Here is a 22,732-nt window from a genome sequence, read left to right on the forward strand (position 1 = left end):
AGGAAGAGGAGCAGGGCGGGGCGCGTCGCGGTGACGGTCGTGGCGGTGGCGGCCGTCGGAGCCGCCGCGGCGGCCGGGCTGGGGCTGCCGGACCGGGACAGCGACGCGAGCACCCAGGCCGCGGCGGCGCCGCCGAAGACCACGAAGGTCACCCGGCAGACGCTCGTCGACACCCAGACCGAGGACGGCAAGCTCGGCCACGGCACCTCGGCGACCGTGTCGGGGCGGCTCAGCGGCACGCTGACCGAGCTGCCGGCCGTCGGCGCGACCGTCCAGCGTGGACAGCCGCTGTACAAGGTGGACGACACGCCGGTCGTGCTCCTGTACGGCGGCCTGCCCGCCTACCGGAACCTGGCACCCGGCACGGAGGGCGCCGACGTCCGCCAGTTCGAGGAGAACCTCGCCGCGCTCGGCTACAAGGGGTTCACCGTCGACGACGAGTACACCGCGTCGACGGCGACCGCGGTCAAGGCGTGGCAGGGCAAGCTCGGGCTGACGAAGACCGGCGTGGTCGAGCTCGGCCGGGTCGTCTACGCGGTCGGCGCGGTCCGCGTCGAGGAGCACAAGGCGGCCCTCGGCGACCCCGCCGGCGGGGCGCTGCTCACCTGCACCGGCACCGGGCCGGTCGTCACCGTCTCCCTGGAGGTCTCCGAGCAGCGGCTCGCGGCCGTGGGGACCGCCGTCACCGTCAAGCTGCCGACCGGCAAGACGGTGCCCGGCAAGGTCGTGAAGGTCGTCACGGTCATCACGCCCGCGCAGGGCAACAACCCGGCGGAGACGAACCTGGAGGTGACCGTGACACCCGACGACGGCGCCGCGTTCGCCGGGCTCGACCAGATCACCGTCGAGGTCGTGTTCACCGCCTCGCGCAAGGAGAACGTGCTCACGGTGCCGGTCTCGGCGCTGCTCGCGCTCGCCGAGGGCGGCTACGGGCTGCAGATCGTCGAGCAGGGCGCCGGCCGCGTCGTCGCCGTCGAGCTCGGCATGTTCGCCGCGGGGCGGGTCGAGGTCAGCGGCGGCGGGCTCACCGAGGGCATGCAGGTCGGGGTGCCGTCATGACCGCCATGATCGACCTGTCGGCGGGGGACGCCGTCGCGGCCGGACCGGCCGAGGTGGTCGCGCTGGAGCGGGTCAGCAAGTCGTACCCCGGCGGCGTCACCGCGGTGCGGGAGGTTTCGTTGACCGTCGAGTCGGGGGAGATGGTCGCGATCGTCGGGCCTTCGGGCTCCGGCAAGTCGACCATGCTGCACCTCATCGGCACGCTGGACCGCCCGTCGTCCGGCACGGTGCGCATCGACGGGCACGACGTCTCCGCGCTCACCGACCGGCAGCTGTCGGCGCTGCGGGCCCACCGGATCGGGTTCGTCTTCCAGCAGTTCCACCTCGCGCCCGGCCAGAGCGCGCTCGACAACGTCGCCGACGGCCTGCTCTACGCGGGGCCGTCGCGGGCCCAGCGGCGGGCCAGGGCGGAGGCGGCCCTCGTCAGGGTCGGCCTCGCGGACCGCCTCGACCACCTGCCGCACGAGCTGTCCGGCGGCGAGCGGCAGCGGGTCGCGATCGCCCGCGCCGTCGTCGGCGAGCCGGCACTGCTGCTGGCCGACGAGCCGACCGGCAACCTCGACTCCACGTCGGGGGCCGGCGTGGTCGAGCTGCTGCGCGAGCTGCACGCCGCCGGCACCACCGTCCTGGTCATCACCCACGACCAGGCGATCGCGGCGGCGCTGCCGCGCCAGGTCGTCATGCGCGACGGTCAGGTGGTCGCGCCGACCGGGGGAGTGGTCGCATGACGAGCGCGACCGCGCCGCTGCGCCCCGCCCGGCTGTTCCTCAGCGACGTGCTGCGGGTCGGCAGCGCCGGGCTGCGGACCAGGCCGATGCGGGTGTTCCTGTCCGCGCTGGGCATCGCGATCGGCATCGCCGCGATGACCGCCGTCGTCGGCATCTCCTCGTCCAGCCGGGCGGAGCTCGACCGGCAGCTCGACGCGCTCGGCACCAACCTGCTGACCGTCGCCCCCGGCAACGACCTGTTCGGCGGCGAGGCGACCCTGCCCGACGAGTCGGTGCCGATGATCTCGCGGATCGGCCCGGTCACCGAGGTCGCCGCGACCGGCAAGGTGTCCGGCGCGCACGTGTACCGCAGCGACCACATCCCGGCCGCGCAGACCGGCGCGATCAGCGTCCAGGCGGCGCACCTGGACCTGCCGCGCACCGTCGGCGCGTCGCTCGCCGGCGGTGTCTGGCTCAACGACGCCACGGCCCGCTACCCGGCGGTCGTCCTCGGTGCGGCGGCCGCCCGGCGGCTCGGCATCGACACGGCCGGCGAGGGCGTCCAGGTGTACCTGGACCGGCGGTGGTTCACCGTGGTCGGGGTGCTGCGGCCGGTGCCGCTGGCGCCGGAGCTCGACGCGGCCGCGCTCGTCGGCTGGGCTGCGGCGCAGACCTACCTCGGCTTCGACGGGCACCCGACGACCGTCTACACGCGGTCCCGCGACGAGCAGGTGGAGGCGGTCCGGTCGGTGCTGGCCGCGACCGCGAACCCGCAGAAGCCCAACGAGGTCAAGGTGTCCCGGCCGTCCGACGCGCTCGCCGCCCGGCAGGCGACGGACAAGACGTTCACCGGGCTGCTGCTCGGCCTCGGCGCGGTCGCGCTGCTCGTCGGCGGCGTCGGGGTGGCCAACACGATGGTCATCTCGGTCCTGGAGCGGCGCGCCGAGATCGGCCTTCGGCGGGCGCTCGGCGCCACCCGCGGGCAGGTCCTGCTGCAGTTCCTCGCCGAGTCGCTGCTGCTGTCGGCGCTCGGCGGGGTCGGCGGGGTGTTCCTCGGGGTCACAGTCACCGGCGTCTACGCCCTCACGAGGTCGTGGCCGGCGGTCGTGCCGCCGTGGGCGACCGCCGGCGGGGTCGTCGCGACGCTGGTGATCGGCGCGATCGCGGGCCTCTACCCGGCGGTGCGCGCCGCCAGGCTCGCCCCGACGGAGGCTCTCGCGACACCCTGAGCCGCGCTGTACGCACGCAGCAGGTGGTCGAGGTAGTTCTGGGTCGAGTACGCCCCGGCGGCGGCCCGGCCGGCCTCGGCCACCTCGCGGTGCAGCGACGGATCCGTCAGGACCCGCACGAGCGCGGCGGCGAACGAGTCGGCGTCGGGCGCGGTGCTCAGCCGGTGCGTGCCGGCGAGCGCCGCGTCCGCGAGGACGACCGGCAGGCCCTGCGCCTCCGCCTCGATGAGCACCAGGCCCTGCGTGTCGGTGGTGGACGCGAACGCCAGGACGTCGGCCATCCGGTAGTAGGCGGCCATGCTCGCGTGCGGCACCGGCCGGACCAGCCGCAGCGCGTGCGCCACCCCGGCCTGCCGCGCCTGCCGCAGCACCGCCTGCCGCCGCTGGAGCACGCCGAGCATCACCAGCCGCGCGTCCGGCAGCCGCCGCAGCAGCCGCGCGAACGCCTCGAGCAGCAGCTGCGGGTCCTTCTCCTTGGTGGCCCGCCCGACGGCGAGGACCACCGGGGCGTCCGCCGGCAGCCGCAGCGACCGCCGCAGGTCGTCGCGGCTCAGCGGGCAGTCCGGCAGCGTCACCGACGTCGGTACCGTCCACACCGGAGGGACGCGCTCGAACTCGGCGAGGCTCGCCGCCGTCTTCTCCGACGGCGCGATGAGGATCGCGGTGCGGTCCAGGAACTCCTGGCCGACCCGCACCAGCTGGGCCCGCCGCTCGGTGCCGGGCCGGGTCAGCTTCAGGTAGTCGCGGACGGTCCAGCCGACCTGCAGGCGCTGCGCGGCGTGGGCGGCGCCGAGCTGGATCTCCATGAAGTGCGCCGAGTAGGCGAGCAGGTCCGTGTGCCAGGTCATGACGACCGGGATGTCGTGGGCCCGCGCGTACCGCAGGCCGCCGACGCCGACCGGGCCCTGCGTGTGGATGTGCACGACCTCCGGCACCCGCCGCATCCCCGGGAACCTCGGCACCCCGATCCGGACGTTGCGCAGCGGCACCGGCACCGACCGCACCCCGCACGGCTCGGCCCGCCCGCGCAGCAGCGGCGCCGGCTGGTACACCTGGACCTCGTGCCCGGCGTCACGCAGGAGCGTCACGGTCGTCGCGACCGAGATGGCCACGCCGTCGGAGCGGCCGGGATGGCTGTCGCAGAAGTGCGCAACTCTCACGCCGGACATGGTGCGGCACGCCCGCCGGGTTCGGGGATGGCTCACGCGAGGTGTACGCCGTCTGGAAAGCCGATGTTCATTGATCCACGGTCGGGTCCGTCGACAGGGCCAGCGCGGCGTCCCGCACCTCCGCGACCGGGTGGCGGCGCAGCGTGGCGACGACGTCGCGCCACGGCTCCGGCCAGCCCAGGTCGCCGCCCCGGGCGGCGTACGCGAGGCCGAACAGCCCGTCGGCGAGCCCGTCCCCGGCGGCGAGCCGGGCGGCGATCGCCAGGGTCGTGCCCGGTTCGGCGGCCGGCCGCTCCAGCCGCCTGCCGGCCCGCCCGGCGAGCCGCGCCGCGAGCACCGGCCGGTCCGCGGTCAGCCGGCGGACCCCGTCGAGCCAGCCGGTCGCCGGGTCGGCCAGGTCGGCCGCCTCGACCAGCAGGGCCGCCGCCGCCGGGACGTACCCGTCCACCGTGGACAGTGCCCGTCCCGCGGCGCCGGTCGCGTCCCGCCCCGCCGCGTCGTGCGCCGCCCGGTCGGACCACGCGACGACCGCGTCGACGATCGCCTCGACCCGCCGCCGCGCGGTGTCGGAGGCGTCCGTGCCGGCCGCCGCCAGGGCCCGCACGGCGGCGACGAGCGGCGCCTCGCCGAGGCCGGTGTCGACGAGGCCGGCCAGGGCCCGCACGACGGGGCGCCACACGATCCGGTCGTCGAGGTCGGTCAGCCGGGACACCGCCGCGCCCGTCACGTCAGCCAGCCACGGCGCCCAATCGGGCAGCATCGCCCACGCCCACGTCGCCGCGTGCTTGTCCGGTCCGGCGGCCGCCGCGGCCACCAGCGCCGCGTAGTCGCCGCGCAGCGGCACCGGCACCGCCCACGGGCTGGCCGCCAGGAGCTCCGCCAGCTCGTCGCGGCCGCTGTCACGGTCCCGGCCGGCGCCCGCCGCGCGCAGGATCCGCCACATCGCGGGGTCGCCGGCGCGCTGCCGGGCCGCGGCCACGATCGCGACCCGGACGGAGCGGTGCAGGCCCGGGTCCTGCCACAGCCGCCACAGCGTGTCCGCCGCGCCGGGCACCGACCGCGCCGCCAGCAGCCGGACCGCCTCCTTCCGGGCGGTCACCTTGCCGAGGGCCGGGTCGAGCGCCGCCAGCAGCACCGACGGCGGCGTGAAGCGGCTGACCCGGCCGGCCGCCGCGACCACCACCCGGGCCCGGTCGTCACCGACGTGGCGGAGCAGCACGGGCAGCGCCGCCGCCGGCCGGTCGGTCCAGGCGAGCGCCGCCAGGGCCGCCTCCGCCAGGACCACGTCGCCCGCGTCGACCCACTCCAGGACCAGGGCCTCGCCGTGCACGGGGACCGGGGCCGCGTCGCGCAGCGCCGCCGCCCGGGCCTGCGGCGTCGCGCCCACATCCCGCACCACCTCGGCCTGGCGTTCGACGTATGCCCGGTGCTGGTGGGGCAGCCAGCGCCGCAGGTGCACCGGGCGCGGCGGCACCCAGCGGACCCCGGCGGGCACGAACCGGCCGGTCGGCGGCGGGCCGGTCAGGGCGGCGTCGAGCAGGTCGCCGCGCCGGGCGCAGACGGCCCGCCACGCGGCGGGCAGGGCGATCGCGGAGGGGTCCTCGCGCAGCACCGCCTCGACCCGCTCGGCGCGGTGCCTCGGATCGGCGAGCCACAGGTCGACGGCGGTGCGGGCGACGCCCGCGAGGTTGCCGCGGCGGGTGGCGCGCTCCAGCATCGACTGCAGGTCCGGCAGCCGCCAGGCCCGTTCGCCGAGGGCGCGGGCGATCGCGAAGAGCGGCTCGAACTTCGCCCGCTCCGCGCCGAGCCGCACCCAGCCGCGGACCGCCTCGAACGCCTGCGTCTCCTGCCCCCGCCGCAGCCGGGGCAGGTCGCCGAGGCGCGGCACCCGGTCGTCGCCGAGGAGCCGCTGAAACGTGTGCAGCGCCCACCGGACCAGCACCGGCGAGTCGAACCGCTCGCGCAGCACCAGCACGGCGAGGTCGCTGAGCCGGCCGAGCGCCATCGGTGAGGTGTCCCGCGCCTGTACGACGTCCGCGACGACCTGCTCGAGGGGCTCGACCAGCTCGGGCCGCAGCAGCGCCGGCCGCACGTCGGCGAGGCTCCACAGCGCGGCGGCGCGCACCGGGTCCTGTTCGTTGCGCAGCCGCAGCAGGTGGTGCGTCGCGGCGAGGACGGCGGCCGGGTCTTTTCCGCGCGCCGCGCACCGGATCAGCAGCTGCCAGGCGGTGACGCGGTCCTCGGCGCGGGCCCGGCGGGTCGCGGCGAGCAGCGGCTCCTCCGCCTCCGCCCACGGCAGGTGCGCGGTGTAGGCCAGGGTCAGCGCCTCGCTCTGCCGCACCGCGTCGAGCGTGAGCGCCCGGCGCGCCTCCGCCACCCGCAGCCCGGCCGGCAGCACCCGGTGCACGTCGGCCTCCGGCAGCGACCGGGAACGGTCCACATCGGACATCGCCCGGGTGAAGAGCTCCGCCCGGTCGTGCGGCGGCACCGCGGCGAGCAGCCGCGCCAACGCCGGCCCGTGCCCCCGCAGGCGGCGCGCCAGCCCCACCAGCCCCGCCACCGGCAGCCGGCCCAGCCGCGACAGCACCGCCCGCGGCAGCGCCGTCCTGGCCAGCCACGCCGCCCGCGAAGGCCGGGTCAGCAGCGCCAGGACCAGCAGCGGGTCGGCGGCGGTGAGCACGCCGTAGGCGCGCAACGGGGACGGCAGGGACTCCCGCGGCCCATAGCGCTCCAGCAGCTCCAGCACCCGGTGCGGCAGCGCGGGCGCCGCGGCGAGCACCCCCGCGCCGTGCCGCGCCCACCACGGTCCGCGGGCGGCCTCCGGCAGCGCCGCCAGCTCCCGCTCCGCCTGGTCGAGGCAGGCCCTCGGGTGGCGCCGGGTCAGTGCGGCCCGGTCGCCGAGCACGTGGGCCAGCTGCGGCAGCAGCCGGGCGACCGTGGCCTCGCCGCACGCCGGCAGCAACGCCGCGGCCTCGGCGTCGCCGAACCGGGCGCGGACCGGGTCGACGAGCGCCTCGGCGAGGTCCGTCCGCCCGCGGACGCGGATCCGCCGGTACAGCCGGACCCGCGTGTCGGCGGGCGCGTCCGTGACGACCCGGGCGACCGGCTCCGGCGCGGTCTCGGCCGACCCGGCCCAGGCGAGCAGGGCGCTGCGGCGGATGTGCGGGTCCTCGTCGGTGAGCGCGGCGAGGACCGCCTGCCGGTCCCGCCCGACGAGCGCCATGAACAGCGCCACCTCGCGCTCGTGCCGCTCCCCGGCGCGCAGCGCGGCGAGCGTCGCGGCGAGCGTGCCGTCCGCCGCGCCCGCGAGGGCCCGCGCGGCCTGCAGCCCGCGCCGCGCCGGGTAGGGCAGATGATCGCCGTCCATCCCCACATCTTGCCCGGCGCCCGCCCGTCCTGAGCCGCGTCCCGGTCGGCGCCGCCGGAACACTCCCGTGTTCCCGCAGGCGGGGCGCGTTCCGAGTGTCCCACGGTGTCCCACGGCCGGCGCGCGGCGGGCCGCCGCGGTGGTCAGCTGTCTCCCGTCAGCGACACCCGCACCACGACATCAGGGAGACACCATGGACGCGACCGCCACCACGATCCGGCCCGCCGCCAAGATCCGCTTCACGCTCAACGGCGTGCTGTGGACCCTGCAGGTGCTGTGGGGCTTCTTCTTCGCCGGCAGCGGCTTCGGCAAGGTGCTGCTCGCCGACGACACCCTCTACGCCGCGGCGCCCCGGGCCGTGGCCTGGTACGCCGCGGTGCCGCAGCCGCTCATCGTCTTCATCGGGGTCGCCGAGGTGCTCGGCGGCATCGGCCTGATCCTGCCGGCGATCACCAGGGTCAGGCCGCGGCTGGTCCCGCTCGCCGCCGCCGGGCTCGCGCTCACCATGGTCCTGGCCGCCGGCTTCCATCTCGTCCGCGGCGAGTACGCGCTGGTCCCGGCCACCGTCGTGCTCGGTGGGGTGGCCGCCTTCGTCGCCGCCGGCCGGTCCACCATGCGCCCCACCGAGCCCGCCCGCCTCACGACCCGGCGCGCGCTGACGTCGCTGGCCGTGCTGGTCCTGCTGGCCCTGACGACCTTCGTGCCCACCTGGTACACGATGACCCACGCCCAGTTCTGAGACCGCTCCCCGGACTACTTGATCTCGTAGACGGCCACGTGTCCGGCGCGGTACCGCAGCTGGGCGAACTTGCCGAGGTCCGGTGAGACGTTGACCTCCTCGGGGTACGGCGGCTTGTCCACGTAGTACCAGTTGGAGACGTCCTCGACCCACAGCCACCGCACGCCGTACTGGTCGCGCAGCTTGCCGACGGTCTCCGCGGACGGCGCGGTGAAGGCGGCGTCGTTGTCGATGATGATCTGCGGGTGCCAGTACATGGAGTACTGCTGCATCACGCCTTGCGTGCGCTCCTGGCTGTGCGCCTCGGCCGTGTAGGCCCACGACTCGACGAGGACGCGGCGCTCGCTGTACGCGGCGATGCCGAAGTGCCTCCGGTCGCAACCGTCTTCAGGGGTGAGGTACACGCAGTGCGCGTTGGTGGCCACCAGGTCGTCGGAGGAGGAGTTGGCGCGCAGCCAGCGGCCGGCGTCGAGGGTGCCCTCGGTGACGATCGGCCAGAGCTTCGCGGCGTTCTTCCAGCCGTCCTTCTGGGCGGTGGGGTACACGTTGGCGATCTGGCTGGCCACGGTCGGCAGGGTGAAGCCGAGCATGAGGGTCACGACCAGCGCCGCCGGCCTGACGCCGCCGAGCCGGGACCGGTACCGCCAGGCCAGGACCGCCGCGACGACGATGACCAGCGCCAGGATGGCGTACGGGTACGTGAGCTTCGCGGCCAGCTGGACCGTGCGGTACGTGGGGCTGAACTTCGGCAGGTGAGTGCCGTCGACGGCGCGGATCGCGAAGATCACGAGCACGCCGGCGCCGAAGGCCACCAGCAGCGGGCGGGCGGTGTGCCAGGTCAGCGCCGGCGCGAGCAGCAGCAGCCCCCAGACGGCCAGGGTCGCCAGGTACGGCCGCGCGCCCATCAGGAAGAAGCCCTCGGCCGACCCGCCGGAGTGCGCGAACAGCATCAGCGCCGCCATGCCGACGATCCCGAGCCCGGCCATGAGCAGCACCTCGGCGTCGAACAGCCGGCGGCGCAGCCCGGCGGCGCCGGCCCACATGCAGACCCAGCACAGCACGGTCAGGGCGAGCAGGATCACCAGGCGGTACATCTTCGGGTCGGCCACGAAGCCGGTGGTGCCGCCGGCCGGGTTGTGCCGCATCCCGCCGAGCGGCACGATGTCCAGCCCCTGGCTCTCCCCGCCGAAGAGCACCAGGTTCGCGAACGCCATCCAGGCTCCGACGATGACGAGCGCGGCGAGCGCCACCCGGTTGAGCCGCCGCCGGAACACCAGCTGTGCGCAGACGACCAGCAGCAGCCCGCACAGCAGCGTCGGCAGGAACGTCGCCTTCGCGCCCATGATCGCCCCGGGCAGCAGCGCGAACAGCACCCACCGCCGCCGGTCCCCGCCGTGCTCCCGCAGCAGGTCGACCAGCAGCAGCATCAGCGGCACGAACAGCAGGCTGCCGAACGTCTGGGTCGGGCTGGTCCACAGGAACAGCTTGAGGTTGGACCCGTCGTCCATGGGGTTGAACGCGTAGGTCTGGTAGAACCCGTTCAGCTGCCAGCCGTACGGGTCGGGAGACAGGACGAGGAACGCGGCCAGGGAGGCGAGTGCCCCGCCCAGCCACGACCCGGTCACCCGGCGCCCGAACGCGGCGATCAGCAACACGTACGCCATGACCATCGGCAGCAGGGACAGCCTGTTGAGCAGCACCCACGGCTCGATCCCGGTCGCCCAGCTCGTCGAGGCGAAGTCCGCGTAGACGAACCAGTGGTAGAAGACGCCCTCACTGGTCACCCACGGCGTCACGAGGTCCATGTGGTGCTTGATCTCGCCGGTGAGCGCCAGGTGGAACGGCAGGTCGATGTCGGTCATGCCGTAGCTGGGCCACTTCATGCCGACGAACCGGTAGTAGTTGGCCGCCCACGCCAGCATGACGAGCGCCAGCACCGCCATCGCCCACGACCAGGCCAGCGGCGTCCGCGCGGCCGGGCCGGCGCCGCGCCAGTACCGCCGCAGCCTCGGCACACCCGCGAACGCCACGATGACCGCCAGCGGCACCAGCTGCGCCGCCAGTGGCACCCCCAGGGCGCGGGCCGGGATGTAGGCGAGCACCTCGATCGCGTACCCGATGGCCGTCCCGGCCGCCAGGTCCTCCGGCAGCGCCCGCGCCCCCCGATGCACCAGCCGCCACAACAGCGTCCCCGGCAGCGTGATCCCGATCGCGATGTACGCCGCGAAGATCCCGGTCGTCGCCGGTGACACGTCGTAGAACCACAGCACTCCGACCGTGGCGACCGCCACTAGCACCGCCGGTAACCATCCGGACCTCCAGACAGCCGTCCGCACCGGGCCGGGCGACTGTTCGTCGGACTGGACACCACCGTCGTGCTCGGCCTGCTGAGCCAGAGTCATCGTGAGAGTCACCTTCTGGTTTCGCCGTAAGCTGCGGCCCGAGTATAGGCACCCTGACCGGCGCGCCCTGACCGCGCACAGTGACGCCCGGCACTGCTTGCACCCCTTACACGCCTCCACGCGGGGCATGTCAGGGGCCGTTCTTCTGATGTTCACCGCCACCGGCGCGCGGGCGCCGGTGCCACCCTCATGATGGCAGGCGCGCGGAGCCAATGACGTCCCGAAGAGGCCAAACCCGGACGAATCATTCAAGAGTGGGCGCAGAAGGAGAACAGCCGCATCTGGGGTGGGGACCCGACGCCGAAGGCGCCTGTGGAGGCGCCTGTGCCGCCTGTGGCGGCGGCGCGGGCGTGGCAGCTGCCAGGTGTCGCCGTGCCATGCGGAAGTGACTGTGAGTGTGGGGGTCCTCGCGCGCTTCGTGGGATCAGGCGGACGCGAAAGGAGGGGCCGGCGTGCGCCGGCCCCTCCTTTGTGCGTTCAGCTCAGCGTGCTCAGCTCAGCTGCTGGGCGATGCCCGTGGTGGCCTCGCCGGACTGGTACGACACCAGCAGCGTGGCACCGGCCGGCAGGGTGCCGGTCGTCGGCAGCCACACGGCACTCGAGCCGCTGCGGTCGAACTCGACCGTGGACTGCGCCAGGATCGCGTTGCCGTCCCAGACGAACACCCGGGCGGTGCCGGCCTGGCGGGCCTTGAGCTCGACCTGGACGCCGTTCTGCTGCTTGACCGCGCCCTTGATCTGGATCGTGCCCTCGGGCAGCGCCGTCCAGCCGCCGGGGGCGACCATGTCCGAGCTCGACTGCAGGATCGTCTGCGGCGACTTCACGCTCTCCGCCGCGGTGTCCGGGATGATCGGCGCCTTCGGCGAGGAAGGCTGGGTCTGGTAGCCCTCCAGCTTGGCGACGCCCCAGCGCCACGGGTCGGCTCGCACGCCGCTCCAGGTGGACCAGCCGACGCGGGTCTGCGCCGCCAGGTCCTGCGTGTCGGAGTCGTTCACGAGGATGTTCATGCCCATCTTCGCCGCGTCCACGTTGTCGGGCAGGACGCTGAACGGCACCTTCACCTCGATGCGGTAGCCGGTGTAGGGGTTGCTGGAGACGACGGACGCGACCTGCATGCCGGGCGCGGTCACCGGGCCGGCGCCCTGGTGGTTGTCCCGCTCCCGGGCGTAGCACGGCGGGTTGCCGTTGGCCGGGTCCTTCGTCGCCGGGAAGAGCGCCACGTTGAACACCGTGGAGGTGTTCGGCGAGCCGCCGCGCGGGTCGATGCCGAACTCGATGTTGTCGTTGCGCCGGGGACGCTTGCAGTCCTCGGGCGGCAGCACCGTGCCGAGCACGTCGTCGGTGATCTCGAACAGCGCGTAGATCGCGTCGTCGGTGTAGGTCAGCCAGGCCTTGCCGGAGATGTCCGCCGCCGTGGCCGCGGTGCCCTCCCAGCGGGTGGAGATGTCGATGGCCTGACCGCCGTACTCGCCCGGGCTCGCCGTGCCGTCGACGACCGGGGCCTTCGCCGCCTTGGGGATGGACGTGACCGGCACGATGTTGAGGACACCGGGCTCGACCGCGCTGCCACCGACGTAGCCGGTCTCGATCTGCACCGCGTAGCGCCCGTCGTTGGGCGCCCGGTTGGCGGTCGGCAGCGACGCGTCGGTGTTGGTCACCGTGAACGTGACCGAGCCGCGCGCGCCGGGCTGCAGGCCGCTGTAGCTCTGCTGCGCCTCGGCCACGGCGAAGCCGGCGGGCACCTTGAGCTTCACCGAGCCGGACTGCACCTGGTCGCTGTGGTTGGTGAGGTCGACGCGGATCGGCCGGGTGCCGCCGCTGGGGATGCTCAGCATCGACTCGATCAGCGCGTCGAGGGACTGGACCTGGTTGCGCTGCGTCCACTCGCGGAAGTCACCCACCTCGGGCAGCGGCTCGAGCGTGCCGCGGACCGGGGCGGTGGCCTGCACCAGCGTGGTGTTGCTGCCGGTGCCGTCCTTCTTGGTGGTCATGGTCGCCTTGAGCTGGAACCGCTGACCCGCGACCAGGGTGGCCGGTGGGGTGACGGTGAACGTGGCGACGGACTCCTTGTTGTTGGGCGTGACGGTGCCGATGTCGCCCTTGCCCGTGACGGTCCAGCCCGCCGGGGCCTCCAGGGCCACCTGCGCGCCCGGGATCGCCTGCGTGGCCCGCACGTGGGTCTTGACCTCGAAGGGCTGGCCGGCCAGCACCTCCCACTGCTCGGAGCGGACGTGCAGCTCCGTGCCGAGCGGCAGCCCGCCGGCGGCGCGGATGCTGGTGCCCTGCAGCGCGGCGGTGCCGCCGACGTTCGGGTCCGGGTACGGGGTCCGGCTGTCGATCATCGTGATCCGGTTGCAGCCGATGCTCGCCGGGTTGCTCTGCGCGTCCGCCGTGTCGGCCCAGCCCTGGGAGGCGTACTCACGCCGGGCCAGCACGCCGACCTGGTTCCACCGCATGCCGCCGTTGCGGGCCGACTCGTAGCCCTGCCAGGTGCCGAAGATGGTGTTGGTCGCCTGGGAGGGGGTGAAGGTGGTCTCGCAGGCCTGGCCGTTGGAGCTGGTGCCGCTGCCGCCGCCCTGGAAGAGGCGGGCGGGCCGGAAGGGCTGGAGCCCCTCCTTCTTGATCTGCTCGGGGAAGGCGTTGGGGTCCGCCGCCGCGTAGAACGCCTCGACGGCGAGCATCGCGGCTTCCTGGTGGTTGCCGTGGTTGCCCTGGGTCGCCGACGGGTTCATCGTGACGATGACCTCCGGCTTGGTGGTCCGGATCGTGCGCACGATGCGCGACAGCGACTTCTCGTAGTTCCAGATCTGCTCGGACAGCGGCGCGCTCGCGGTGTAGTAGAAGTCGAGCGCGTCGAGGTTGTAGACGTTCATGACGCCGGCCCGGCCGACGGCGCGGCGCTCCTCGGCCTCACGCAGGATGCCGAGCGCGGGCCCTTCCTCGAGGCCGACTGCGTTGCCGCCGCCCTCGCCCCGGGTCATCGTGATGACCCCGGCCTTCATGTTGTGGTACTCGTTCCAGTACCCGAACATGCCGAGCTGTCCGGCCTCGTCGTCCGGGTGCGCACCGATGAACATGATGTCCAGGTCGATCGGTGCGTTCGGTTTGGCCTGTGCAGGGCTTGCCAGGCCCACCATCAACAGACCGCATGTGGCGATCACGGCTTTGGGGCGCCATCTCATAGGGCAACCTTCTTCGTGTGGTGGAGACGGGGGTACTCCTGGACCGCTGGCGGTTTGCCGAGTTAATTCAGACTGCGAAATTAGTGCGTGGACGCGACGGCGCCCGGCACGGCAGGACGACCGTCCACAGTGGACAGTCGCCATGCATCACAGCGGCCGGCAAGCCGGTCAGCACTGGAAGGGTGTTGTGGCGTAACGCTAGGGACCGCCCGAAAGGGCTGTCAACACCTCGGACGGGCATTTTCTTCGCTCTAGAAAGAATCGCCGAACGAGAGCACCCGGGCGTGGTCCCGATCCGACCATGAATGTCCATATTTGTGTTTATGATCTGTCCACATTACTGTCCTTTTAGGCGAGCCACCTGGCCTTTTGCCATGTCCAGCTCGTCGATATCGCGGGGGCATCGTGGCCCTTCGAGATCGTTCCGTGACTTGACCCCCGATTTTCTTCGCACTAGTAAGAAAGGGTGATCGCCGTGGGGAGAGCACCGACAAGTCCGGTCAGCCGGGAACGGTCGCGTGAGATCAAGCGCCAGTCGGTGATCTCGGCTGCCCGGGAAGCGCGTGTGCTGTCCCGGGTCGATCTGGCCGAGCTCACCGGACTTCCTGCGGCGACGCTGACGGCGCTCGTGCGTGACCTGATCGCCGACGGATACCTGATCGAGCGCGGCCCGGGCGCCAACACGCACGGGCGACCGCGGGCGATGCTCGAGTTCAACCCGCGCGCCGAGCTGGTGGCCGCGGTCTCGCTCGAGCCGCCCCGCATCACGTGCGAGATCGCGGACAGCAACGGCACAGTGATCGCCCACCGCACGTCCCGCCTCGGCCGCGACGTCGTCGAGACCGTCTGCCAGTTCGTGGCGGAGCTGGTCGCCGACAACCGGCCGTCGCTGTGCGGGGTCGCGATCGCCGTGCCCGGCGTGTCGTCCGACGGCGCGGTCCGGCTGGCGCCCTCGGTCGGCCTCGTCGAGGCGCGGCCGATCGGCCAGTCGGTGCAGCAGGAGCTCGGCGTGCCGGTGGTCGTCGACAACGACGTCAACCTGATGGCGGCCGGGGAGCGGATGGCGGGCGCCGGGAAGGACGTCGACGACCTGCTGCTGCTGCACGTCGCCGACGGCATCGGCGCCGGTCTCATCCTCGACGGCCAGGTGCGGCGGGGGGCGAGCGGCGCGGCGGGGGAGATAGGTTTCCTCCCGCTCGATCCGCAGGCGGACCGCGCCTACAGCGGGGTCGGCCCCTTCGAGGCGCGTTGGTCGGCCAACGCGATCGCGGAGCGGGTCGTCGCGCTGAACCCCGGCCGCCGCCCCGAGGCGCCGGTCAGCGAGCTGATCGAGCTCGCGGCCACGTCCGCGGCGGCCCGCGCCTACCTCGACGAGGTGCTGGAGGCGTGGGCCCGGCTCGTCATCTCCTGCGCCTGCGTCGTCGACCCGGGCCGGGTGCTGCTCAGCGGCGCGGCGGCCGAGCTCGACGACGCGGCGCTGGCACGCATCCAGGACCTGGTCTCCGCGAGGGTTCCGGCCTCCACCGAGGTGCGCCGGGCCGTGCTCGGGGACCAGGCGGTGCTGCACGGCGCGATCAGTTACGCCCTGTCGGCCGCGGTACGGCTACCCGGCCCTTTCCTCACCACGAACCACCACCGATAACACCCCCCTTTCTGCATGCGGAGGAAGTCATGAGACGTCGCGTTGCCCTCACCCTCGCGGTCAGCACGTTAGTGGCCGGTCTGACCGGCTGCGGGAGTGAGAACAAGGATTCCGCCTCGGCGGGCGCCTCCGGGAAGCCGGCCGAGAAGATCGTCGTCTACAGCGCGCGCGACAAGAAGGTCACCGACTTCGTCGTCGAGCAGTTCGTCGCCAAGCACCCCGAGTACAAGGGCAAGGTCGAGGTGCTCAACATGGGCGCCCAGGAGGTGCTCGAGCGGACCCGCGCCGAGAAGGCCAACCCGCAGGGCTCGGTCTGGTGGGGCGGCACGCAGCAGGGCCTGTCGGCCGGTGCCGGCGACGGCCTGCTCGAGGCGTGGCAGCCTTCCTTCGCGGGGCAGATGGACGCCCGGTACAAGGACGCGCAGGGCCGCTGGTTCGGCGAGATCCTGCTGCCCGAGGTCATCATGTACAACAACAAGGCGATCCCGGCCGACCAGGCGCCGAAGGACTGGGACGACCTGCTCGACCCGAAGTGGAAGAAGAAGGTCATCATCCGCGACGTGGCCGCGTCGGGCACCATGCGGTCCATCTACGCCTCGATGATCCAGCGCCTGTCGAAGGACGGCAGCAACCCGCAGCCCGGCTACGACTGGCTGCGCAAGCTCGACGCCAACACCGGCGACTACGCCGCCAACCCGACGGACCTGTACGTCAAGATGTCCCGCGAGCAGGGTGTGCTCAGCGCCTGGAACCTGCAGGACATCCTGCTGCAGTCCGAGCAGTCGAAGATGCCGTTCGGCTACGTGATGCCGGCGTCCGGCGCGCCGGTGCTCGTCGACGGCGTGGCCGCGATCAAGGGCGGCAACACCGAGGGCGCCAAGACCTTCATCGAGTTCCTGTTCGACGGCGAGCTGCGGGCCAAGCTGGCCAAGGACTTCTTCCAGATCCCCGCCGTGCCGATCTCCGAGAAGCCGCAGTGGCTGGCGGACCTCAACCTCAAGCCGATGGACGTCGACTGGGACGTCATCGCCAAGAACGAGACCCAGTGGATCAACCACTGGAACGCCGAGATCAAGAACAAGGGCTGACCGCCCCCTGGCCGGGTCGCCGCGCGGCGGCGACCCGGCCCCCGGACGCTTCAAGTCTGCTGACCGTCCAGGCATCGATGGCAGCGCAGAGAGGGAAAGATGATCGACGTCGAGTTGGAGTCGGTGAGCAAACGCTTCTCCCGGTCGGGCGAGGCCGCCGCGGTCGACGACGTGAACCTCACCATCGGTGCGGGGGAGTTCTTCACGCTCCTGGGACCGAGCGGGTGCGGCAAGACGACCACGCTGCGGATGGTGGCCGGGTTCTACTTCCCCACCCAGGGGCACATCCGCTTCGGCGGGCAGGACGTCACCCGGCTCGCCCCCAACAAGCGCGACACCGGCATGGTGTTCCAGAACTACGCGCTCTTCCCGCACATGACCGTGGCGCAGAACGTCGCCTACGGGCTCAAGGTGCGCAGGGTGTCGCGGGCCGAGTCGAGCCGGCGGGTGAACGAGGCGCTGGCCCAGGTCCACCTCGACGGATACGGGTCGCGCCGGATCGAGCAGCTCTCCGGCGGTCAGCAGCAGCGCGTCGCGCTGGCCCGCGCGCTGGTGATCCGCCCGCGCATGCTCCTGCTCGACGAGCCACTGTCCAACCTGGACGCGAAGCTGCGCGAGGAGACCCGCACCGAGATCCGGCGCATCCAGCGCGACGCCGGCACCACGTCCATCTACGTGACCCACGACCAGGCCGAGGCGATGGCCATGTCGGACCGCATCGCCGTGATGCAGGCCGGCCGCGTGCAGCAGATCGGCTCGCCGCGCGAGGTGTACCACCAGCCGGCCACCGCGTTCGTCGCGCGCTTCATCGGCCGCAGCAACGTGCTGTCGCTGCCGGTCACCGCCGCCGACACCACCACGGTCGAGGTCGCGCTGCCCGGCGCCGGCACCATCGCTTCCGGCGCGCCGGAAGGGCACGGGCTGCGCACCGGCGACACCGCGCTGGTCTCCGCCCGGCCCGAGCACATCGCGCTGGCCGGCCCCGACGACCCCGGCGTGATCCGCGGACGCGTGACCGCCCTCGAGTTCACCGGCATGGCCACGCACCTGACGGTCGACATCGGCGCCGAGGGTGGCGAGGTGACCGTCGCGGCGGTCGACGTGCCCGGCCGCGTCGACGTCGGCGACCGGATCGGCCTGCGGCTCACCGCCGAGCGGCTGTGGGTGGTCCGGCCGTGACCGCGGCGTCGTCCACCGTCCCGTCCCGCCGGGTCGCGCTGGCCCGGCGGCTGGCCGGTGGCGCGAACGCGGCCTGGTTCCCGTACCTGATGGTGGCCCCGCTCGTCCTGATCCTCTGGGGCTACGTGGTGCAGCCGATGCTCGCCACGTTCGTGGAGAGCGTCAGCGAGGACGGCGTCAGCAACTACACGCAGTTCTTCACCTCGGCCGGCGTCGCGCGCACCTCCCTGATCACGTCGCTGGCCATCTCGGTGGCCAGCGTGGTGCTGTGCGGCGTCGTCGGTGTCGCGATGGCGTTCCTGCTCAAGCGGTTCTCGTTCCCCGGTCGCCGCCTCATCGAGGCGTTCATCCTGGTGCCGGCCGCACTGCCGCCGCTGATCGGGGCGATCTCGTTCCAGCTGCTGTACAGCGAGATCGGCATCCTGCCCCGCGGCCTGCAGCGCCTGTTCGGGACCGAGTCGCCGGTGCTCGCGTTCGACGGCATCGCCGGGGTGCTCGTCGTGCACACCTTCACTATGTACCCCTTCTTCTACCTGGCCGCGTCGGCCGCGCTGGCGGGACTGGACCCGTCAATCGAGGAGGCCGCGTACAACCTGGGCGCCGGACGCGTCCGGGTCTGGCGCACGGTGCTGCTGCCGATGCTGACCCCCGCGATGGTCTCCGCGTCGCTGCTGGTCTTCATGACGTCGCTGGCGTCCTACACGGCGCCGCTGCTGTTCGGCGTCGACCAGACCATGACGATGCAGATCTACATCAACCGCACCAACGGCGACCTGCCGATGGCCTCGACGTACGCGTCGGCGCTGGGCCTGGTGTCGATCGCCTTCCTGCTGCTGATGCGCTGGTACGAGGGGCGGCGTAGCTACCTGTCGCAGTCGAAGGGCATCTCCGCGCGGCGCCGGGAGATCTCCAACCCGGTCGGGCGCTGGCTCGCGCCGGTCGCCTCCGTGCTGGCGGCGATCGTGCTGCTGGCCCCGGTCGCGACGATCGCGCTGGTGGCGTTCTCCGAGGACGGGTCGTGGACGACGGAGATCATCCCGTCCGCGTATTCCATCGACAACTTCGTCACGATCGTGTCCGAGCCGAAGGCGTTCCAGCCGATCCTGAACTCGCTGCAGATGAGCCTGCTCGCCACCGCCGGGTGCATCGTGATCGGCGTGCTGATCGCCTACGCGGTGCGCCGGCTGCGCTTCGTCGGCAGGAGCCTGCTCGACATCGGCGTCATGATCGCATGGGCGCTGCCCGGCACAGTCGTGGCGATCAACCTGATCTCGGCGTTCAGCACCGGCAACTCGTTCAGCTTCGGGCAGGCGCTGATCGGCACCTTCTGGATCCTGCCGCTGGCGTACTTCGTGCGGTTCCTGCCACTGGTGTTCCGGGCCAGCTCCGCGTCCCTGGCGCTGATCGACCCGTCGCTGGAGGAGGCCGCGCGCAACCTCGGCGCGTCGTGGTTCCGGGCCTTCCTCAACATCACGGTGCGGCTCATGCTGCCGGGGGTCATCGTCGGCGCGCTGCTGGCGTTCGTGCACGGTGTGGGCGAGTTCGTCGCGTCGGTGCTCATCTACACCTCCTCGACCGTCCCTATCTCGGTGGCCATCAACAACCGCATGTACTCCTTCGAGATCGGCACGGCCGCCGCGTACGGCATGCTGCAGGTGGTGCTGATCTTCGTGGTGATGTGGTTCTCCAGCCGGCTGGAGAACGGCGGCGGCCGGGCCGCGGCACGACAGGCGGAACAATGGACGAACTGATCGAGGCCTGGCAGGCGGACGGCGGGCTCCTCCCGGTGAGCCGTCTGCCCGGGCACGAACTGGCGCGCGTCGCCGCGGCGGCCGACTTCGCGGTCCTGCCCGTCGGCGCCGTCGAGTGGCACGGACCGCACCTGCCGCTCGGCACCGACCTGATCCTGGCCGACGGGTTCGCGAGCGAGGTCGCCGGCGCCGGGCTGCGGGCCGTGTCGTTCCCGGCCGTGCCGTACGCGGCGTGCCCGGGACAGACACGGCCGTGGCCCGGCACCATCGCCGTGCGGCCCGAGATCGCCGTCGGATACCTGTGCGACGTGCTCGACGGCATCGTCGCCGCGGGCTTCCCGCGGGTGCTTGTGGTCAACGGGCACGACGCCAACATGTCCACGGCCCGGGCGGCGATGGAATGGGTGTCCGGCCGGCAGCGGGCGAGCCTGCTGCTGGTCAACTGGTTCCAGCTCGTCGACGCCCGCGAGACGACCGAGCTGTTCGGCGAGCTGCCCTCGCGCGGACACGGCGGCGCCTACGAGACGTCCGCCGTGCTCGGCTTCGACCCGGAGGCGGTGCACCCGGGCGCCGCGCCCGACCTGCCGCCCCGGCCGAAGCTGCCGACCGCCTTTCCGTACGTCCTGGTCGAGTCGCGACCCGAGCCGTGGCAGGGCTGGTCCGGCCACGTCTCGCTGGCCACCGAGGCGGCCGGCCGGCGGGTGCGCGAGACGGCCGCCGCCCGGCTCGGAGAAGTCGCGCGGGCCTGGGTCGCAGCGCCGCTGCCCGGCCCGCCCGGCGCCGATCCGGCACCACAACGACACGAGGGGAACGCATGACGCACCAGCCGTTGACCACCTACCAGCAGCACCACCTCCGCGTCGTCTTCGACCACCACGCCGCCTACCTCTACGGGCCGATGGTGAAGGCCAGCGAGGCGCACGTGGTGATGCTCGCCGAGCAGGGCCTCGTCCCCGCCGACGCGGCGGCGCAGATGCTGCGCGGGCTGGTCAAGCTCCGCGACGACCGGCCCGGGACGTTCGAGTACGACGGCTCGGTCGAGGACACGTACTTCACGCTGGAGAAGCGGCTCGCCGAGGCCTGCGGCATCCCGACCGGGCAGCTCAGCGTCCAGCTCGCCCGCAGCCGCAACGACCTGGACTCGGGCGTGTTCCGGATGGTCCTGCGCGACCAGCTGCTCGGTGTGATCGCCGCGCTCGGCGACGCGGGCGCCGTGCTGCTGGACCGCGCCGACCGGTACGCCGACGTGGTCGTGGTCGGGTACACCCACCGCCGCCCCGCCCAGCCGACCACCATCGGGCACGTGCTCGCCGGATACGCCGAGGCCCTCACGGGTCAGGCCGCCGCCTACGCGAGCCTGCTCGCCGAGATGAACCGGTCGCCGCTCGGCTCCTGCGCCTTCGCGGGCACGGACCTGGCGATCGACCCCCACCGCGTGGCCGAGCTGCTCGGCTTCGACGAAGTGGTGGTCAACTCGTACGAGGCGGTCGCCGGCGCCGACCACCTCATGCGGACGGGCGCGCTCAACGCGCAGGCGACCGCCACCGGGGCGCGCGTGGCCCGCACGCTCATGGACTGGCTGACCTGGGAATGGGTGCGCACCCCCGAGGAGTTCACGCAGGGCAGCAGCATCATGCCGCAGAAGCGCAACCCGGTCGTGCTGGAGCACCTGGTCTCGATGGCCGGCGCGACGGCCGCCGACGCCGCGTCCGTGTTCAACAACGTCGGCGCGGCGTGGTGGGAGGACTCCAACAACGCCACCACCGACGTGCAGGTGCGGCTGTGGGAGAGCAACGACCGCGCGTACCGGTTCTTCGCCCTGCTCGGCGGCCTGTTCGAGCGGCTGGAGCCGCTGCGGCCGCCGAACGCCGAGACGATCGTCGCGACCGGCGCGACCACGACCGCCGCGGCCGACGCGCTGACCCGGCACGGCCTGCCGTTCCGCGCCGCCCACTCGGTCATCGGCCGCCTGGTCCGCTCCGGACCTCCCGCGACCTGGACCGACGACGGCATACGTGAGGCGGCGCGCGACGTCGCCGGGATCGACCCGCTCGGCGACGCCGCCGTGCAGGACCTCCGCGCCGCGGCCCTGCTGCCGGAGCTGGTGCTGCGCCGCGCCCAGTCCGACGGCCCGGGCGAGGCCGCCGTCCGGGCCCAGGTCGCCCGGCTCCGATCCCACCTGGACGCGACGCTCGCCGAGGTCGACGCGCTGCGGCACCGGCTGCGCGAGGCCGACACGAAGCTCGCGGCCGTGGTCGCGGAAAGGGCCGCACAGTGAACCTCGAAGCCCCCGCCGACCGGCGGCTGTTGGGCATCGACTTCGGCGGCACGAAGATGGCGATCGGGATCGGCGACGCCGACGGACGCCTGCTCGTCTCGGAGCGCCTGCCGACGCTGGCCGCCCGCGGCGCGCGGCAGGCCCTCGACCGCGCTCTCGACCTGGCGCAGAAGCTCGTCACCGACACCGGCGGCACCCTGCACGCGGTCGGGATCGCCTCGCCCGGCGTGATCCGCGAGGACGGCATCGACCTCGCGCCGAACGTGCCCGGCTGGGAGCGCCTGCGCCTGGCCGAGGCCGTCCGCGACCACCTGGGCGTCACCCGCGTCAGCGTCGCCAACGACCTCAACGCCGCGGCCCTCGCCGAACTGCACCGGGGCGCGCTGCGGGACGCCGACCCCGGCCTCGTCATCGGCCTGGGCACGGGCGTCGCCACGGCCATCACGGTCAACGGCGCCGTCGTGTCCGGATACCGTGGCGCGGCCGGCGAGATCGCGTACGCCGTCACCGGCCCGGACTGGCCCGCGTCGCCCGAGCCGCTGCTCGAGACCGACTTCTCCGGCCGGGCCCTCGACGAGCTGGCGGACCGGCTCGCCCTGCCCGACGGCGCGGCCGGCCTCTGCGCGGCCGCGTCCCGGCCCGGCGTGGTCCGCGACGCGCTGGTCTCCCGCGTCGACGAGCTGGCCCGCCACGTCGTCACGTGCTGCCTGCTGCTCGACCCGCAGCGCCTCGTGCTCGTCGGCGGCGTCGCCCGCGACGACCTGGTGCGCGAGCTGCTGACCGACAGGCTCTCCCACGCGCTGCCGTACCCACCCGAGGTGGTCCTGTCCGACTTCGCCCAGGACGCCGCGCTGCTCGGCTCGATCACGCTTGCGGCACAGGCCTGACCTTCCCCTAACCGCAGGACCGCCCCGGACCATCCCAACCCCCGGGGCGGTCC

15 protein-coding genes are annotated in these 22,732 nt (G+C 73.2%); 11 read left to right on the forward strand and 4 right to left on the reverse strand.

The window, feature by feature from the left end; genetic code table 11:
- Window positions 1-45 precede the first annotated feature (45 nt).
- From ABD332_RS49915 to ABD332_RS49925, 3 genes are read left to right on the forward strand one after another with little or no spacing between them, the layout of a single operon-like run.
- Window positions 46-1,059: a peptidoglycan-binding protein gene (locus tag ABD332_RS49915; RefSeq protein ID WP_344512382.1), complete on the forward strand. Its 1,014-nt coding sequence runs from the start codon at window positions 46-48 to the stop codon at window positions 1,057-1,059.
- A complete protein-coding gene (locus ABD332_RS49920; protein ID WP_425552414.1) occupies window positions 1,056-1,787 on the forward strand; it encodes an ABC transporter ATP-binding protein in 732 nt (243 codons plus the stop codon). Before ABD332_RS49915 ends, ABD332_RS49920 begins: the two co-directional genes overlap by 4 nt.
- Complete coding sequence (locus ABD332_RS49925) at window positions 1,784-2,995, forward strand: ABC transporter permease (protein WP_344512384.1); 1,212 nt, start codon at window positions 1,784-1,786, stop codon at window positions 2,993-2,995. Before ABD332_RS49920 ends, ABD332_RS49925 begins: the two co-directional genes overlap by 4 nt.
- Here ABD332_RS49925 and ABD332_RS49930 read toward each other — a convergent pair.
- A complete protein-coding gene (locus ABD332_RS49930; protein WP_344512386.1) occupies window positions 2,938-4,155 on the reverse strand; it encodes a glycosyltransferase in 1,218 nt (405 codons plus the stop codon). The two genes, ABD332_RS49925 and ABD332_RS49930, sit on opposite strands and share 58 nt — an antisense overlap.
- 76 nt (window positions 4,156-4,231) lie before the next feature.
- Window positions 4,232-7,531 carry a hypothetical protein gene (locus ABD332_RS49935; RefSeq protein ID WP_344512388.1) on the reverse strand — a complete coding sequence of 1,100 codons (3,300 nt, stop codon included), beginning with the start codon at window positions 7,529-7,531 and terminating at the stop codon, window positions 4,232-4,234.
- 193 nt (window positions 7,532-7,724) lie between these two features.
- Here ABD332_RS49935 and ABD332_RS49940 point away from each other — a divergent pair, with 193 nt between their 5' ends.
- On the forward strand, window positions 7,725-8,270 hold the full coding sequence (locus tag ABD332_RS49940) for a DoxX family protein (protein WP_344512390.1): 546 nt from the start codon (window positions 7,725-7,727) through the stop codon (window positions 8,268-8,270).
- A gap of 14 nt (window positions 8,271-8,284) precedes the next feature.
- Here ABD332_RS49940 and ABD332_RS49945 read toward each other — a convergent pair whose 3' ends face one another.
- Entirely contained in the window at window positions 8,285-10,567 is a 2,283-nt protein-coding gene (locus ABD332_RS49945) for a hypothetical protein (RefSeq protein WP_344512392.1), read from the reverse strand.
- A gap of 596 nt (window positions 10,568-11,163) precedes the next feature.
- Window positions 11,164-13,809 (reverse strand): sugar-binding protein, encoded by a 2,646-nt coding sequence (locus tag ABD332_RS49950; RefSeq protein ID WP_344512394.1) that lies wholly within the window; start codon window positions 13,807-13,809, stop codon window positions 11,164-11,166.
- A 610-nt stretch (window positions 13,810-14,419) separates the two neighbouring features.
- Between ABD332_RS49950 and ABD332_RS49955 the strand changes: the two genes are divergently transcribed.
- The 7 genes from ABD332_RS49955 (at window position 14,420) to ABD332_RS49985 (ending at window position 22,679) form a co-directional block, all read left to right on the forward strand.
- A complete protein-coding gene (locus ABD332_RS49955; protein WP_344512396.1) occupies window positions 14,420-15,496 on the forward strand; it encodes an ROK family protein in 1,077 nt (358 codons plus the stop codon).
- Between the two features lie 29 nt (window positions 15,497-15,525).
- On the forward strand, window positions 15,526-16,584 hold the full coding sequence (locus ABD332_RS49960) for an extracellular solute-binding protein (RefSeq protein WP_344512398.1): 1,059 nt from the start codon (window positions 15,526-15,528) through the stop codon (window positions 16,582-16,584).
- A gap of 99 nt (window positions 16,585-16,683) precedes the next feature.
- Window positions 16,684-17,763: an ABC transporter ATP-binding protein gene (locus ABD332_RS49965; protein WP_344512400.1), complete on the forward strand. Its 1,080-nt coding sequence runs from the start codon at window positions 16,684-16,686 to the stop codon at window positions 17,761-17,763.
- Window positions 17,760-19,514, forward strand: a complete 1,755-nt coding sequence (locus ABD332_RS49970) for an ABC transporter permease (protein ID WP_344512402.1) — start codon at window positions 17,760-17,762, stop codon at window positions 19,512-19,514. Before ABD332_RS49965 ends, ABD332_RS49970 begins: the two co-directional genes overlap by 4 nt.
- The gene (locus tag ABD332_RS49975) at window positions 19,502-20,332 is read left to right on the forward strand and encodes a creatininase family protein (protein ID WP_344512404.1); all 831 of its coding nucleotides are present in this window, start codon (window positions 19,502-19,504) and stop codon (window positions 20,330-20,332) included. The genes ABD332_RS49970 and ABD332_RS49975 overlap by 13 nt, the downstream gene beginning before the upstream one ends.
- On the forward strand, window positions 20,329-21,792 hold the full coding sequence (locus ABD332_RS49980) for an argininosuccinate lyase (RefSeq protein ID WP_344512407.1): 1,464 nt from the start codon (window positions 20,329-20,331) through the stop codon (window positions 21,790-21,792). Before ABD332_RS49975 ends, ABD332_RS49980 begins: the two co-directional genes overlap by 4 nt.
- Window positions 21,789-22,679 (forward strand): ROK family protein, encoded by an 891-nt coding sequence (locus ABD332_RS49985; RefSeq protein ID WP_344512409.1) that lies wholly within the window; start codon window positions 21,789-21,791, stop codon window positions 22,677-22,679. Before ABD332_RS49980 ends, ABD332_RS49985 begins: the two co-directional genes overlap by 4 nt.
- Window positions 22,680-22,732 lie beyond the last annotated feature (53 nt).

The organism is Dactylosporangium maewongense (genome assembly GCF_039531485.1).
In the GTDB taxonomy this organism is placed as follows: Bacteria; Actinomycetota; Actinomycetes; order Mycobacteriales; family Micromonosporaceae; genus Dactylosporangium; species Dactylosporangium maewongense.

Coding starts and splice junctions, on each gene's coding strand:
- ABD332_RS49980 (WP_344512407.1), top strand. CDS start 20,329: ATGACGCACCAGCCGTTGACCACCTACCAGCAGCACCACCTCCGCGTC.
- ABD332_RS49965 (WP_344512400.1), top strand. CDS start 16,684: ATGATCGACGTCGAGTTGGAGTCGGTGAGCAAACGCTTCTCCCGGTCG.
- ABD332_RS49940 (WP_344512390.1), top strand. CDS start 7,725: ATGGACGCGACCGCCACCACGATCCGGCCCGCCGCCAAGATCCGCTTC.
- ABD332_RS49950 (WP_344512394.1), bottom strand. CDS start 13,809: ATGGTGGGCCTGGCAAGCCCTGCACAGGCCAAACCGAACGCACCGATC.
- ABD332_RS49920 (WP_425552414.1), top strand. CDS start 1,056: ATGACCGCCATGATCGACCTGTCGGCGGGGGACGCCGTCGCGGCCGGA.
- ABD332_RS49935 (WP_344512388.1), bottom strand. CDS start 7,531: ATGGACGGCGATCATCTGCCCTACCCGGCGCGGCGCGGGCTGCAGGCC.
- ABD332_RS49960 (WP_344512398.1), top strand. CDS start 15,526: ATGAGACGTCGCGTTGCCCTCACCCTCGCGGTCAGCACGTTAGTGGCC.
- ABD332_RS49925 (WP_344512384.1), top strand. CDS start 1,784: ATGACGAGCGCGACCGCGCCGCTGCGCCCCGCCCGGCTGTTCCTCAGC.
- ABD332_RS49975 (WP_344512404.1), top strand. CDS start 19,502: ATGGACGAACTGATCGAGGCCTGGCAGGCGGACGGCGGGCTCCTCCCG.